Raw genomic sequence first — 12122 nt, forward strand, 5'->3', positions numbered from 1 at the left:
CCCCTGTGCGGCACGGCCGGGGCGACTGCCGCGGCCGTGCGCGAGCATCGTCCAGTCGCCTCGAGGCAGACTCGAAGACGGCACGCCAGGGTGAGCCCCATGGTGGAGAACCTCTTCGAACAGAACATCCTCTGGTCCGTACTCGCGGCCGTCTTCTGGGGCTTCGCGGCCCGCGGGGCACGAAAGCTGGCGACCAGGCCCACGGCGGTGTCGGTCCGGCGCAGGGCCCGGCTCGGGCTGGTGCTCCTGTGCACCGCCCTGGTGGTGCTCGTCGTCAGGGTCGCGGCGGCCCTCGCGCTGGCGGGCGCGGCCGGGTGGCTGGGGGGCGCCGACTACGTGCTGTTCGGCGCGTTGCCCCTGGTGCTCGCGGGCGCGGCCGTCGTCGCGCTCTCGGTGCCCGCGTACTGGCGGGTGGTGCGCGCCACCCGGCATCCGGAAGCCGCGGCAGAGGGGGCGCAGCCGCCGGATCCGTCGATGCTGCGCCAACTGGCCTCCCGCATGGGCTTGGTGGTCCCGGTCCAAGTCGGCTGCGTCGCGGCATTCCTGGGCGCCGCCTGCACTCTTCATCCGCCCACGCCTCCGTTCACCCTGACGCTCGTCGTGGAGCTGACCCTGCTGTTCGCCGCCGCGGGAGGGCTGGTCCTGCTCCAGCAGCAGCGCCGGACCGCGGTCGGGGCCCCCGACTGGCGCCCGCCGTCACGAGCGAAGCGCATGCTGCGCGCCACGGCCGTGGTGACCACTCTGACCGTGCTGGCCGTCAGCGGCTGCTCGCTGGCAGCCGAACAGAGCAGGCTGCCGGGCCGGATCGGCGGTTCGGCACACCAGCACTCCTTCGACACCGGCGGCGGACCCTCCGCCGGGCAGGCTCCCCTGCGCACCGTCGACGACCTCACCGGCGACCGCGCGGGCAAGCCCGACCGGCGCTTCACACTGACCGCGACGGATCGGACGATGCGTCTTGCGTCCGGCGAGAAAGTGGCTGCCCTTGCGTTCAACGGGCAGCTTCCGGGCCCCGAATTGCGTGTGCGGTCAGGGCAACTGGTCGAGGTGACCCTGGTCAACCGGAACGTCCGTGACGGGGTCACTCTGCACTGGCACGGTGTGGACGTACCCAACGCCGAGGACGGCGTGGCCGGGGTGACGCAGGACGCGGTACTGCCCGGCCGACGCCATGTGTACCGTTTCCGGCCGGACCGTGCGGGCACCTTCTGGTACCACTCGCACCAGCAGTCCAGCAGCGCGGTGGCGCGTGGCCTGTTCGGCGCGCTGGTGGTGGAGGAGCCCGAGGCGGCGAAGGACCCGGAGGCCGTGGACCGCACTGTCGTGGCGCATGCCTGGGCCGTCGACAGCGGCGGTGGCGGTGGCCATGGCGGCGGCGCCCTGAGCGGTGTGAACGGCGCCGGGGGAACGCTGCGCACCGCGTTCGGCGACGACACCCGGATGCGGAAGGAGGAGGTTCCGCCGGGAACCCCGGTGCGGCTGCGCCTGGTCAATGCGGACAACTGCCCGCGCACCTACCTCCTCGCGGGAGCCGCCTTCAAGGTCGCGGCCATCGACGGAAACGAGGTGTCCGGCCCCACCGAACTGCACAACGCGCGGCTTCGGCTCGCGGGCGGCGGCCGGTACGACCTCACCTTCCGGCAGCCCGCGGGGCCGGTCCGCCTGACCGTGGTCGGCGACGCCAACGCATCCAGTGCCAGTCACAGCTTCGAGGGCTGCGGCGAGGACGGCGCCTACGGGAAGGGCCGGGTCGAGACGGCGTCCCTGCTGCTCGACGGTGGTGGCGGCTCGGAACCCGCGCCCGCCGCCGGCCCCCTTTTCGACCCCCTGCGCTACGGCACGCCCGCGGACACCCCCTTCGGCTCCTCACCGCACTTCGACCGCGACTTCCATCTCGTCCTGGGCAACAGCTTCGGCTTCTTCGACGGCCGGCCCATGGTGCTCTGGACGATCAACAACGCCGTCTACCCGGACATCCCGGCCCTGCTGGTCAAGGAGGGGGATCTGGTGCGCACCACCTTCGTCAACCGGAGCCTCGACGACCACCCCATGCACCTGCACGGGCACCGCATGCTCGTGCTCTCCAGGAACGGCGAGAAGGCAACCGGCAGCCCCTGGTGGACGGACACCCTCAACGTCGCGCCGGGCGAGCGGTACGAGGTCGCCTTCCGCGCCGACAACCCGGGCCTGTGGATGGACCATTGCCACAATCTCGACCACGCGCGCGACGGCATGGTGCTGCACCTCGCGTACGACGGCGTGTCGAGCCCCTACGAAACAGGGAGGTCCACCGGCAACCGGCCCGAGTGACCCGGGGCCGAGATCTCCTGCGGACGGCACGTCCCGGCGAGCAGTTCCCCGCGCGCCGCGCGCACGCTCCGCCGGTCCGCCCCGGGGCCCATGGCCCGGGGCGGCAGCGTGGACACCACCGCGCTGCGACCCGAGCGCACGGCCCGGTGCCCCCGGGCCAGCACCGCCAGGCTCTGCGACGGGCCCGCCTCGACCAGCAGACGGTCACCCTCGCGCAGCACCCGGTCCAGCGTCGGCCCGAACAGCACAGGTGCCATGGGCTGCACCGCCCAGAACGCCGGGCTGACCGCTTCCTCGTCGCTCAACAGCCGTGTGGTGTAGGCGGAGTAGAGCGGGGTGTGCGGCCGGGCCAGCCGCAGCCCGCCGATGAGCGCCTCGCTCTCCGGTACCAGGGGCGCCAGCGCGGGGCTGTGATATGGGGTGCGGGAGGCAAGCCGGCGGCAGGTTCTGCCGTCCGCGGCGAGCCTTTCCGCCACCCGGCGCAGCGGCTCCTCGGGCCCCGACAGCACCGTGTGCCGCGGCGCGTTCACCGCGCCCACCACCACGCCGTCGCCCAGATAGCCGGACAGCTCCTGCTCCGAGGCCGCCACGGCGAGCATGCCGCCCGCCGGGGTCGTGCGCTGCATCATCACCCGTTGCCACAGCAGCCGCATCGCGTCGTCGAGGCCGAACACCCCGGCGAGCACAGCGGCGGCGAACTCACCCATGCTGTGGCCGAGATACGCGGCAGGGCGCACGCCCCAGCTCTCGACCAGCCGCCCCATCGCGTAGTCCACCGCAAAAAGCAGCGGCGCGGAACGGGTATCGGCGTCCAAGGTCTCGGCGGGCGCGTCGGCCAACCAGTCCTTCCGCACGGCGCAGCCCTCCGGGCCGAGACGGCTCAGGACCGAGTCGACGGCGTCGGTGAAGACGGGCTCGTATCCGTAGAGCCCGGCGGCCATCCGCGCGTGCTGCGCTCCCGTGCCCGGGAACATCAGGACAAGGGAGCGGCGATGAGGGGATGTCATACCGTGAGACTGGACGTCCCGGCTCGAGTCGTACTCCACCCGCACGTCCAGAGGCCGTCGAGCCCCACTTGAGCGGCCTCGCACACGCTGTGCCGCATGAGCGTTGGCGAGGAAACGCCCCTGACCATCATGGCTCCTGCGGACGGCCATCTGCGCGACCGTGCCGCCGAACTCCGGGAGCTGCGCGAGAGCGTGCGGCGCGGCCCCAGCGAGCGGGCGACCGAAGCGCAGCACGCCAAGGGAAAACTGACCGCACGCGAGCGGCTGGCGCTTCTCTTCGACGAGGACACCTTCACGGAGGTCGAAGAGCTGCGCAGGCATCGGGCCGTCGGCTTCGGACTGGAGGACCGGCGGCCGCACACCGACGGCGTTGTCACGGGCTGGGGTCAGGTGCACGGCCGTACGGTCTTCGCGTACGCCCATGACTTCCGGATCTTCGGCGGGGCCCTCGGCGAGGCCCACGCGGAGAAGATCCACAAGCTGATGGACCTCGCCGAATCCGCGGGATGTCCGGTCGTCGGACTCTGCGACGGCGCCGGCGCCCGGATCCAGGAGGGCGTCACGGCTCTTGCCGGATACGGCGGGATCTTCACCCGGAACGTACGCAATTCCGGCGTCATCCCGCAGATCAGCGTGATCCTCGGACCCTGCGCCGGGGGCGCCGCCTACTCTCCCGCGCTCACCGACTTCGTGTTCATGGTGCGCGGCACGGCACAGATGTTCATCACCGGGCCCGACGTGGTGCAGGCGGTCACCGGCGAGGTCATCACGCACGACGCTCTCGGCGGCGCCGACGCGCACGCATCGGTCTCGGGCGTCGCGCACTTCGCGTACGACGAGGAGGGCGCGTGCCTGGACGACGTACGGCACCTGCTTTCGCTGCTGCCCTCCAACAACCGTGAGCTGCCACCCGTCGAGCCCACCGCGGACCCGGCGAACCGCCGCACCGACGCTCTGCTGGACCTGGTCCCGGCCGACCCCAGCCGCTCGTACGACATGCGGGAGGTCATCGCGGAGATCGTCGACGACGGCGACTTCTTCGAGGTCCAGGAGTCCTGGGCGACCAACATCATCTGCGCCGTCGCGCGACTGGACGGCCAGGCCGTGGGCATCGTCGCCAACCAGCCCGCCTCCTTCGCCGGCGTGCTGGACATCCACGCGTCCGAAAAGGCTGCCCGCTTCGTCCAGACCTGCGACTCCTTCAACCTGCCGCTGGTCACTCTCGTCGACGTCCCCGGCTTTCTGCCAGGCATCGACCAGGAGCACGGCGGCATCATCCGTCACGGTGCGAAGCTGCTGTACGCGTACTGCAACGCGACCGTGCCGCGCGTCCAACTGATCCTGCGCAAGGCCTACGGCGGTGCGTACATCGTCATGGACTCCCGGTCCATCGGCACGGACATCTCTCTGGCCTGGCCCAGCAACGAGATCGCGGTGATGGGCGCCGAGGGGGCGGCGAACGTGGTCTTCCGTCGCGAGATCGCCGCCGCCGACGACCCGGAGGGCACACGCGCCCGCATGGTGAAGGAGTATCGCGCCGAGCTGATGCATCCCTACTACGCGGCGGAGCGCGGCCTCGTCGACAGCGTGATCGACCCGGCGCAGTCCCGCAGCCGTCTGATCGGCGCGCTGGCGATGCTCCGTGCCAAGCACGTGCCGCTCCCCACCCGCAAACACGGAAACCAGCCCCAATGAGCGGCCGGGACGGCATCGTCCGCGTTGTCCGTGGTGCGCCGCGGGCCGAGGAACTCGCCGCTCTCCTCGTCGTCCTCGGCGCCCTGGCCGACGCCGGCACCACACCCAGCGCCGCACTTCCCGCGGCCGCCCCGTGGGCCCGCCCCGCCTCGGGGCTGCCGGCCACCGCCTGGCCCGCCCGTCGCCATCCGGCGTGGCGCGCCGTGTAGAACGGGGCCTGGCGAAACACATATGACCTCCGCCCGATCAGAAGGGGTATCGGGGACGTCCGGCGCGATGACGCGCCGGACAACTGACCAAAGAACGAACCCGAACGCGCCCTGCGTAATGACTGACCGGGTGTCGCTCCATGGGAAATATGAGGCGACTCGGAATTGACCGCCCCGAAGAGCCGGAGCCATGTCTTTATTTCTGCACGCGAAATGCATGACCACCCTAATTTCGCAACTCCACAGGATAAACCTGAGACTTCCACTCCCAGGATGAACTGTCTCTTGTTGCCCATCGGCCCTCATGCAACGCTTTTCCTTGCACGGATCCATCACAAAGGGGAATCTCATGCAAGGAAAGAAGCGAATTCTCGCCCTGGTCGGTTTCCCGCTTGGTGCGTCGCTCGCGCTGGCACCAGCAATGTCCGCCGAGGCGCACGCCGCATCTCCTGGCAAGAGTGCAGCGTCGGGGGCCGCTTCGAATGCCCCGACGGCCGTCTGCAAGATCTCCGGAACCGAAGGCCCGAATGAGAGCGCGTCTCTGGTCGTCGGCGGTTTCACCAAAAACACAGTCGTCACCTTCACCAGCGGGAAGCGCGCGATCACCTCGGTGACGGCGGACGCCAATGGAGCCGGCACCGCGGTGGCAGTGGTCAAGGCTGACGAGACCGTCACAGCCGACGACGGCGTGAACCAGCAAGCCTGCCTGAACCTTGTCAAGCCGGCCACGACCACGGGCACGGAGGTTCCTCCGGGAACCGGCACACAGGTTCCGGGCACAGCCGCCGATCGGGAACAGGCGCTCGCCGCCGGCGAGAACGACGGTGACGCAACGTGCAGGCAGAAGGTCGACCTGTTCAAGAACAACGCCGACAAGAGCGCGGCCTTCCGGGCGGATTACGCCACCGGATTCAACAACAAGGTGGCAGCCACCGTCGGCTGCTCGGCGATGCTGGCACAGCTTCGGTCGGGAGTCCCGGCCGGCCAGACCCAGGGCCAGACCCAGGCACAACCCCAGGGCCAGACTCAGGGCCAGACCCAGGGCCAGACCCAGGGCCAGACCCAGGGCCAGACCCAGGGCCAGGGCCAGGGCCAGGGCCAGGGCCAGGGGCAGAAGCAGGAGCAGGGCAAGAAGCATGGGCAGGGTAACCACGGAGAAGGGCGAGGGAACCGCTGACCCAACCCCACACGGAGGGTCCGGCAGCTCGCTGCCGGACCCTTTGTGGTGAGGCCGGACGTAACAAGGGCCCGGTGCTGCGACCACCACGTCGCTCCACCGGGCCCTGCGGCATTGCGGCACACCGGCGACGGTGAGAACGGTTCGACGCGGCTTCCGGCAGCAGCCGCACACGTCGCAGAGCGCGCATCCGGAAACCGACTATCCTGAGTGGGGGTAGAGGTCCCAGGTAATAACCATCCGCAGTAGTCGCCCAGCAAGGGAACAACGGATGAATGACGACCAACGGCGAGCCGAGCTCGCGGACTTCCTCAGAACACGACGGCTGGCCCTTCAGCCGGAAGAGGTCGGCCTTCCGTCACGAGCATCGCGGCGAACCCCGGGCCTGCGGCGGGAAGACGTCGCCGACCTTGCGGGGATCAGTGCCTGCTGGTACTCCCGCCTCGAACAGGCCCGGAACATCCGCGTCTCCGACCAGGTCCTCAATTCGCTGGCCGAGGCCCTTCGCCTCAGCGCCGATGAGCGCGACCATCTCCTGGCCTTGGCCAACAGGGACGCCCGCTCCAGCGCGAGCGTTCCCGCGGACGGTGTTTCTCCGGCTATCCAGCGCATCCTGGACAGCCAGCATCCGCATCCGGCATTCGTTCTCGGTCCCCGATTCAACATTCTTGCCTGGAACCAGGCAAGAACCAATGTCTACGGCGATCTCACGAAAGTCCCCCCTGAACACCGTCACATGCTGTGGCTGTTCTTCGGCGGCTATATGCGTGAACTGATTCAGAACTGGGAGCCGAGCGCCCGATCCGTACTGGCCGAGTTCCGCGCAGCCACCGGATCGTATGTCCACGAACCGTGGTTCACCTCACTGGTCGACGAACTGAGCCAGAACAGCCCGGAATTCCGTAATTGGTGGCAGCAGCACGAAATCGAAAGGCGCCATGCCACCGCTCGGGAAGTGCGTCATCCTTTCGTCGGCCGTATGGTGCTGGAGGAGAGCACGCTCATAGTCGACGACTGCTCGGATCGGCGAATCATTCTCGAGATCCCGCAACCCGGCACCGGCACCGAGAGCAAGCTGACGGCGCTTTCCTGCCGGCCTCGCCGGATGCAGGCTCCGCCGCGGTACGCGCCGTACGCGTCCACAGCGGCCGATCGGCACCGCCTGTCGACTGACTGAGCAGCGCGGTAACTGCCTATGAGAAAGAAGTGAGGGCAGTTGTGGCGCGATCTGCGATCAGTGCCGCAGGGCGGTTCCCACGTCGACCTTGACGTCGCCCGACAGCTTGCGGTTGCTGCGGGCCGTGGCGTCCTTGGAGGCCTTCGGGCCGACGTCGTCGACCGTCACCACCACCGTGTCGAGCAGGTTGCCGCTCGGGTCGCGGAAGTTGATCTGCACGGCGTACGACTTCGCCGAGTCGGCGCTGTTCGTCACCGTGACCTTCGCGGTGGCGCGACCGTCGTGGCCGGTGCTCGGCGTGCCCAGCCTGATGTCGCCCTTGGCGTTCACGCCGTTCTTGAAGCCCTTCAGCTTCTCGCCCGCGGCGGCTGTCGCCGAGGCCACCACGTCGGACCCCCTGGATGCCACCGACGCCGCGGCAGACGCGGCTTTGGACGCCGTGCCGGAGGCGTTGCCGCCACCGCCGGAACACGCGGCGGCCGTCGACAGCACGACCGTCGTCAGCAGTACGGCCCACAGACCTCGCGCGGCTTTCCTCGTCATCGTGCCTCCCAGTACTGGCCCATCGCCCCAGTCAAGGGGGCGGGGGGCGGGGCCGCATGCCGTGCACGCCGGACGGGTGATGGACCGGGCCGGAGCGAACGTCGTACGTCAGGGAGCGGCTGTCCCGTGGAGTCGCGGCGTACCGGGCGGCGTCCGAGTCCGGTGGCATGAGCGACCGGGACCCGGGCTGCGTCCCGGACCAGCCGACGGGACCGTCCAAACGGCCTCGGCGTCCGGGGTCTTCGCCACTGCCGCCTGCAGCGGGTTCCGATCCGGGTGCGGTCGTACGCGCCTGTGCCCCCGGGGTTCCGGGGGCACAGGCTTCGGGTGCGTGAGCAGTCGGTCGTCAGTCGCCGGCCGTCACCGTCAGCGGCCGTAGCGGATCAGGGCGCGGACCATGCGGCAGGTCGTGTCGGACGGCGGGTGGATGCCGATGCGCTCGGCAGTCGTACGTATCTTGTCGTTGGTCGCGGTCGACGGGTAGTAGACGCCCGTGTCGAGCAGGGCGATCGCCAGGCGCATGGCCTTCAGGCGGCGATTGTGGGAGACGTACCACTCGCGGGGGCGGCCCGCGGGGAGCGGCTTCTTCTGCAGGGGTTTGTGGAGCGGCTTGGTCGTGACTGCGGCAACGGCCATGGGCATCCTCCTGGCGCGATCGTGAAACCCTCACGAACTACCTCTATTTTACGGCCCACCACTGACAATCGTCGCTGGCCAGAAGGGCTTTCGCACTGTCCCTCCCGTATCGTTGGCCCCATGGAGATCTGGATCAATCCCGCCTGTTCCAAGTGCCGCAGCGCGGTGCAGCTGCTCGATGCGGAGGGCGCCGAGTACACCGTCCGCCGCTATCTGGAGGAGGTGCCGTCGCCGGACGAGATCCGGGCCGTGCTCGACCGGCTCGGGCTGGAGCCGTGGGACATCACGCGAACGCAGGAAGCGGACGCGAAGGAGCTCGGACTCAAGGAGTGGCCGCGCGAGGCCGGTTCGAGGGAGCGGTGGATCTCGGCGCTCGCCGGGCATCCGAAGCTGATCCAGCGGCCGATCATCACGGCGGACGACGGCACCGCCGTCGTGGCGCGCACGGACGAGGCGGTACGGGACGCCATACAGCGCTGAGCACCCCGCGCGGCGAGAGCTACCGGGTCATCAGGAAGTCCTCGATCCTGCGGTTCAGTTCGCCGGCCGTCGGCTCATGCAGCGGCAGGGTGTGGTGCGTCGCGCCGGGAATCGTCGCCGTCCGCGCGTGCGGAAGCAGCCGGGCCGCCGCGGCGGCGACACGGGCCGGGTCGTGGGCCCGGCTCTGTTCGGCGAGCAGGATCAGGGTCGGCACGTCCAGTGCGCCCAGCGCCTCGGGTTCCGGGCGGGGCCCGGTGACGGGACGGACGGACGGGAAGTCGGCTGCCGCGTAGCGCAGTCGCAGCCACGTCCGGTCGAGCGCGGCGCGGCCCGTCTCCCACTCCAGGAACGTCCGCGTCCGTTTCGCTCCGGGGCGCAGCAGCATCGGCAGCGCGTGCAGCAGATAGCCGGGCCGGAAGCCGGCGAAGCACTGGGTCGGGTCGAGGAGGATCAGCTTCCGGACTCGGTGGGGCGGCGCGTGCAGGGCGTAGTGGAGGGCGATCCAGGCCCCGTACGAATGCCCGCACAGCGCGCTGCGGCCGGCCCCCAAGCCGTCCACCACGGCGTCGAGCCACGTTGTCAGGTCCTCCACCGTACGGATCGGGCGCTCCCCCGCAACGCTGCGACCCGGGTCACCGATGAGGTCGACGGCATGGACTCGGTGGGTGCGGCCCAGGTGGGCGGCCTGTGCGTACCAGACGGTGGAGGTGGAACCGCCACCGGCCAGCAGTACCAGAGGCGGAGCATCCTCGGGGCCGCAACTGTTGACGTGGGTGACGCCGTACGGGGTGGGAACCCGGCTGCCGCGTGTGCCGGCCGGCCACTTGGCCGCCAGGACTCCGTCGTACGCAGCGAGGAATGACGTGGTGGTCATGGGATGCCTCCCCGGTCGGATGCCTTCCGATATTATCTCGCTCAGCGAGATAATATCGGCGGGCCGAGAGGGAGGGACCGGGGTGATCGACCAGGGCCCCGAAATGGAGATCGTCCACCTGCTGCGCAAGGTGACGGTGGAATTCGGTCTGCGCCAGGCCGAATTCGCGGACCGGCACGGCATGCACACCACCGATGTACGGGCCCTGATCTGCCTGCTGGACGCCGAGCGGGCCGGTACGGACGCCACCGCCGGGTGGCTCGGCGCGCAGCTCGGCCTCAACTCGGCGGGCACCACCTCGGTCATCGACCGCCTGGAGCGCCTGGACCACCTCGAACGCACGCGTGATCCTCGTGACCGGCGACGGGTGCTGCTGAGCGTGACGCCACGGGCGGTGGAGCTGGGACGGTCCTTCTTCGGGCCGCTGATCGACGGCACGGTGGCCGTGCTGCGCGAGTTCGACGAGAGCGAGACGGCCGCGGTCCGGCGCTTCCTGACCGCCGCACACCAGGCGGTCACCGTCGTTCCCTGACTGCCGGAACGGCGGAGGGGCACTCCGTGAGCCTGTCCCCGTCCACCACTCGGACCGGCTGCTCGACGAAGCGGCGATCCCCTCGTGCCCCATCCCGGCTCCCCCGGCTCGGGCTGCCGCCGAACGGGCGACCCGGGACGCCACCGCGTACACCCGGGAGCACATCACGGCGAACAACAGGTCCCGTCGGGCCCGAGGCTCTCTCCATGGCCGCCGGTGAGCAACTGCGCCGGGACGGGGCGGACTTGGCAGTGAGAGCCGAGGTGGAGGCCTGGCTGCGACTCCGGACGCGGTTGATGCAGCCGCGGAGCCCGTACGGGGCGGGTCGCGCCACCTTCCCGGCCCGGCCCCCGAGCCCGGCCTCCCTACACCCCCGCCTGCTTCTCCGCCTCGGCCAGCAGTTCCGTCAGGCGTAGTCCGAACCGGACGTCGCAGGGGTGCGGCTCTCCCGTGCGCACCGAATCGATCAGTGCGTCCACCGCTGCCCGGAAGGAACCGACCGCGTCCCCCCACCGCGGCAGCATGACGGTTCCCTCTTCGCCTCTGAGCTCGATCTCCGTGCCTACCGCGCCCACCGGGGCCCCCAGTGCGAGCGTCACCGTGCTGGATGCGCCGGAGGTGTGGCGGAGGATCAGGTGGGTGGTGTCGGACGGGCCGTGGGCCGCGGTCAGGTGTGTCACGTCGCCCAGTACCGGGATCAGGACCGACAGGACGTGCGGGCCGACGTCCCACAGGCCGCCCTTCTCGCGGCGCCAGGGCGAGGCGGCGTACTCGCTGGTCGTGCCGGGCGCGAACAGCGCACCGATCCACTCGGCGCGGGCGGTGAACCAGCCGTCCAGGGCGGCCTGTTCGGCGATCCAGGCGGACGTCTCGGCCGCGAACCGCAGGGTGCAGAAGACGACGGACGCGGCCCCGGTCTCCTCGGCGGCGCGGGCGACCTCGCGGGCTCCGGCGACGGTGGTCGCCACCGGCTTGTCCATCAGCAGATGGCGGCCGGTGGCCGCGGCGCGGGCGGCGAGCGGGGCCTGGACGTCCGGCGGCACGGCGAACGCGATGGCGTCGCTGGCTGCGAACAGCTCGTCGATGCCGTCCTCACCGGTGTACGCCGTGGTGCCGTGGGCGGCGGCCAGCGCGTTCGCGGCCTCGGGGCGTCGGCCCCACACGCCGCTCAGTGCGACGCCGGGGTGGGCGGCGAGGGCCGGGGCCTGGGTGTTCCGGGCCCAGGGGCCCGTACCGACGAGGCCGATGCGCAGGGGGGTCGCGGGAAGTGTCGTCATGGGGCAAGTCTGCCGGGTTCGCCGGACCACTCCCGTATTGAGATGGCGGAGAGTGGGCTTCAGTGGCTACGTTTGCGGGGCCGGCCGCGGGACTCCGGCGCGACTTCCGGGACTTGCCTATGAAGCAGTGATTTCGCTGTTCGCGCCCCCATTCCCCGGCCGGCGCTCCGCCCCTGCGTACGGCGGCGCGTGACACCACGGGGGA

Annotated in this window: 12 protein-coding genes; 7 read left to right on the forward strand and 5 right to left on the reverse strand. The window is 70.4% G+C overall.

Annotated elements, in window-relative coordinates; translation table 11 throughout:
• Positions 1-99: 99 nt before the first annotated feature.
• Complete coding sequence (locus GA0115254_RS25285; RefSeq protein ID WP_093897579.1) at positions 100-2310, forward strand: multicopper oxidase family protein; 2211 nt, start codon at positions 100-102, stop codon at positions 2308-2310.
• Here GA0115254_RS25285 and GA0115254_RS25290 read toward each other — a convergent pair.
• On the reverse strand, positions 2271-3317 hold the full coding sequence (locus GA0115254_RS25290) for an acyltransferase domain-containing protein (protein ID WP_256102763.1): 1047 nt from the start codon (positions 3315-3317) through the stop codon (positions 2271-2273). The two genes, GA0115254_RS25285 and GA0115254_RS25290, sit on opposite strands and share 40 nt — an antisense overlap.
• A 96-nt stretch (positions 3318-3413) precedes the next feature.
• Between GA0115254_RS25290 and GA0115254_RS25295 the strand changes: the two genes are divergently transcribed.
• The 4 genes from GA0115254_RS25295 to GA0115254_RS25310 all read left to right on the forward strand — a co-directional run bounded on the left by GA0115254_RS25295 (position 3414) and on the right by GA0115254_RS25310 (position 7575).
• Complete coding sequence (locus tag GA0115254_RS25295; RefSeq protein ID WP_176740279.1) at positions 3414-5012, forward strand: acyl-CoA carboxylase subunit beta; 1599 nt, start codon at positions 3414-3416, stop codon at positions 5010-5012.
• Positions 5009-5221 (forward strand): acyl-CoA carboxylase epsilon subunit, encoded by a 213-nt coding sequence (locus GA0115254_RS25300; RefSeq protein ID WP_093897581.1) that lies wholly within the window; start codon positions 5009-5011, stop codon positions 5219-5221. Before GA0115254_RS25295 ends, GA0115254_RS25300 begins: the two co-directional genes overlap by 4 nt.
• Positions 5222-5570: 349 nt before the next feature.
• Positions 5571-6398: a hypothetical protein gene (locus GA0115254_RS43945; protein ID WP_141720905.1), complete on the forward strand. Its 828-nt coding sequence runs from the start codon at positions 5571-5573 to the stop codon at positions 6396-6398.
• Positions 6399-6669: 271 nt separating this feature from the next.
• A complete protein-coding gene (locus GA0115254_RS25310; RefSeq protein ID WP_093897583.1) occupies positions 6670-7575 on the forward strand; it encodes a helix-turn-helix transcriptional regulator in 906 nt (301 codons plus the stop codon).
• Between the two features lie 57 nt (positions 7576-7632).
• Here the strand turns inward: GA0115254_RS25310 and GA0115254_RS25315 are convergent, their stop codons facing one another.
• Together GA0115254_RS25315 and GA0115254_RS25320 are read right to left on the reverse strand one after the other, a co-directional pair.
• Positions 7633-8118, reverse strand: a complete 486-nt coding sequence (locus GA0115254_RS25315; RefSeq protein WP_093897584.1) for a hypothetical protein — start codon at positions 8116-8118, stop codon at positions 7633-7635.
• Between the two features lie 366 nt (positions 8119-8484).
• Positions 8485-8754 carry a hypothetical protein gene (locus tag GA0115254_RS25320; protein WP_093897585.1) on the reverse strand — a complete coding sequence of 90 codons (270 nt, stop codon included), beginning with the start codon at positions 8752-8754 and terminating at the stop codon, positions 8485-8487.
• 120 nt (positions 8755-8874) lie between these two features.
• Here GA0115254_RS25320 and GA0115254_RS25325 point away from each other — a divergent pair, with 120 nt between their 5' ends.
• Positions 8875-9234, forward strand: coding sequence for an arsenate reductase family protein (locus tag GA0115254_RS25325; protein ID WP_093897586.1), 360 nt, complete (start codon positions 8875-8877; stop codon positions 9232-9234).
• A gap of 19 nt (positions 9235-9253) precedes the next feature.
• Here GA0115254_RS25325 and GA0115254_RS25330 read toward each other — a convergent pair whose 3' ends face one another.
• The gene (locus GA0115254_RS25330) at positions 9254-10108 is read right to left on the reverse strand and encodes an alpha/beta fold hydrolase (RefSeq protein WP_093897587.1); all 855 of its coding nucleotides are present in this window, start codon (positions 10106-10108) and stop codon (positions 9254-9256) included.
• A gap of 103 nt (positions 10109-10211) precedes the next feature.
• Here GA0115254_RS25330 and GA0115254_RS25335 point away from each other — a divergent pair, with 103 nt between their 5' ends.
• A complete protein-coding gene (locus tag GA0115254_RS25335) occupies positions 10212-10640 on the forward strand; it encodes a MarR family transcriptional regulator (RefSeq protein WP_256102772.1) in 429 nt (142 codons plus the stop codon).
• Between the two features lie 365 nt (positions 10641-11005).
• Here the strand turns inward: GA0115254_RS25335 and GA0115254_RS25340 are convergent, their stop codons facing one another.
• Positions 11006-11917 (reverse strand): Gfo/Idh/MocA family protein, encoded by a 912-nt coding sequence (locus tag GA0115254_RS25340; protein ID WP_093897589.1) that lies wholly within the window; start codon positions 11915-11917, stop codon positions 11006-11008.
• Positions 11918-12122: the final 205 nt, after the last annotated feature.

The sequence above is a fragment of the Streptomyces sp. Ncost-T10-10d genome, assembly GCF_900091955.1.
Lineage (GTDB): Bacteria > Actinomycetota > Actinomycetes > Streptomycetales > Streptomycetaceae > Streptomyces.

What these genes read in the sequence shown, in the direction of transcription:
- GA0115254_RS25330 (WP_093897587.1), bottom strand. Translation starts at nt 10,108, where the DNA reads ATGACCACCACGTCATTCCTCGCTGCGTACGACGGAGTCCTGGCGGCC.
- GA0115254_RS43945 (WP_141720905.1), top strand. Translation starts at nt 5,571, where the DNA reads ATGCAAGGAAAGAAGCGAATTCTCGCCCTGGTCGGTTTCCCGCTTGGT.
- GA0115254_RS25310 (WP_093897583.1), top strand. Translation starts at nt 6,670, where the DNA reads ATGAATGACGACCAACGGCGAGCCGAGCTCGCGGACTTCCTCAGAACA.
- GA0115254_RS25295 (WP_176740279.1), top strand. Translation starts at nt 3,414, where the DNA reads ATGAGCGTTGGCGAGGAAACGCCCCTGACCATCATGGCTCCTGCGGAC.
- GA0115254_RS25285 (WP_093897579.1), top strand. Translation starts at nt 100, where the DNA reads ATGGTGGAGAACCTCTTCGAACAGAACATCCTCTGGTCCGTACTCGCG.
- GA0115254_RS25340 (WP_093897589.1), bottom strand. Translation starts at nt 11,917, where the DNA reads ATGACGACACTTCCCGCGACCCCCCTGCGCATCGGCCTCGTCGGTACG.
- GA0115254_RS25320 (WP_093897585.1), bottom strand. Translation starts at nt 8,754, where the DNA reads ATGGCCGTTGCCGCAGTCACGACCAAGCCGCTCCACAAACCCCTGCAG.
- GA0115254_RS25325 (WP_093897586.1), top strand. Translation starts at nt 8,875, where the DNA reads ATGGAGATCTGGATCAATCCCGCCTGTTCCAAGTGCCGCAGCGCGGTG.
- GA0115254_RS25335 (WP_256102772.1), top strand. Translation starts at nt 10,212, where the DNA reads ATGGAGATCGTCCACCTGCTGCGCAAGGTGACGGTGGAATTCGGTCTG.
- GA0115254_RS25315 (WP_093897584.1), bottom strand. Translation starts at nt 8,118, where the DNA reads ATGACGAGGAAAGCCGCGCGAGGTCTGTGGGCCGTACTGCTGACGACG.
- GA0115254_RS25290 (WP_256102763.1), bottom strand. Translation starts at nt 3,317, where the DNA reads ATGACATCCCCTCATCGCCGCTCCCTTGTCCTGATGTTCCCGGGCACG.
- GA0115254_RS25300 (WP_093897581.1), top strand. Translation starts at nt 5,009, where the DNA reads ATGAGCGGCCGGGACGGCATCGTCCGCGTTGTCCGTGGTGCGCCGCGG.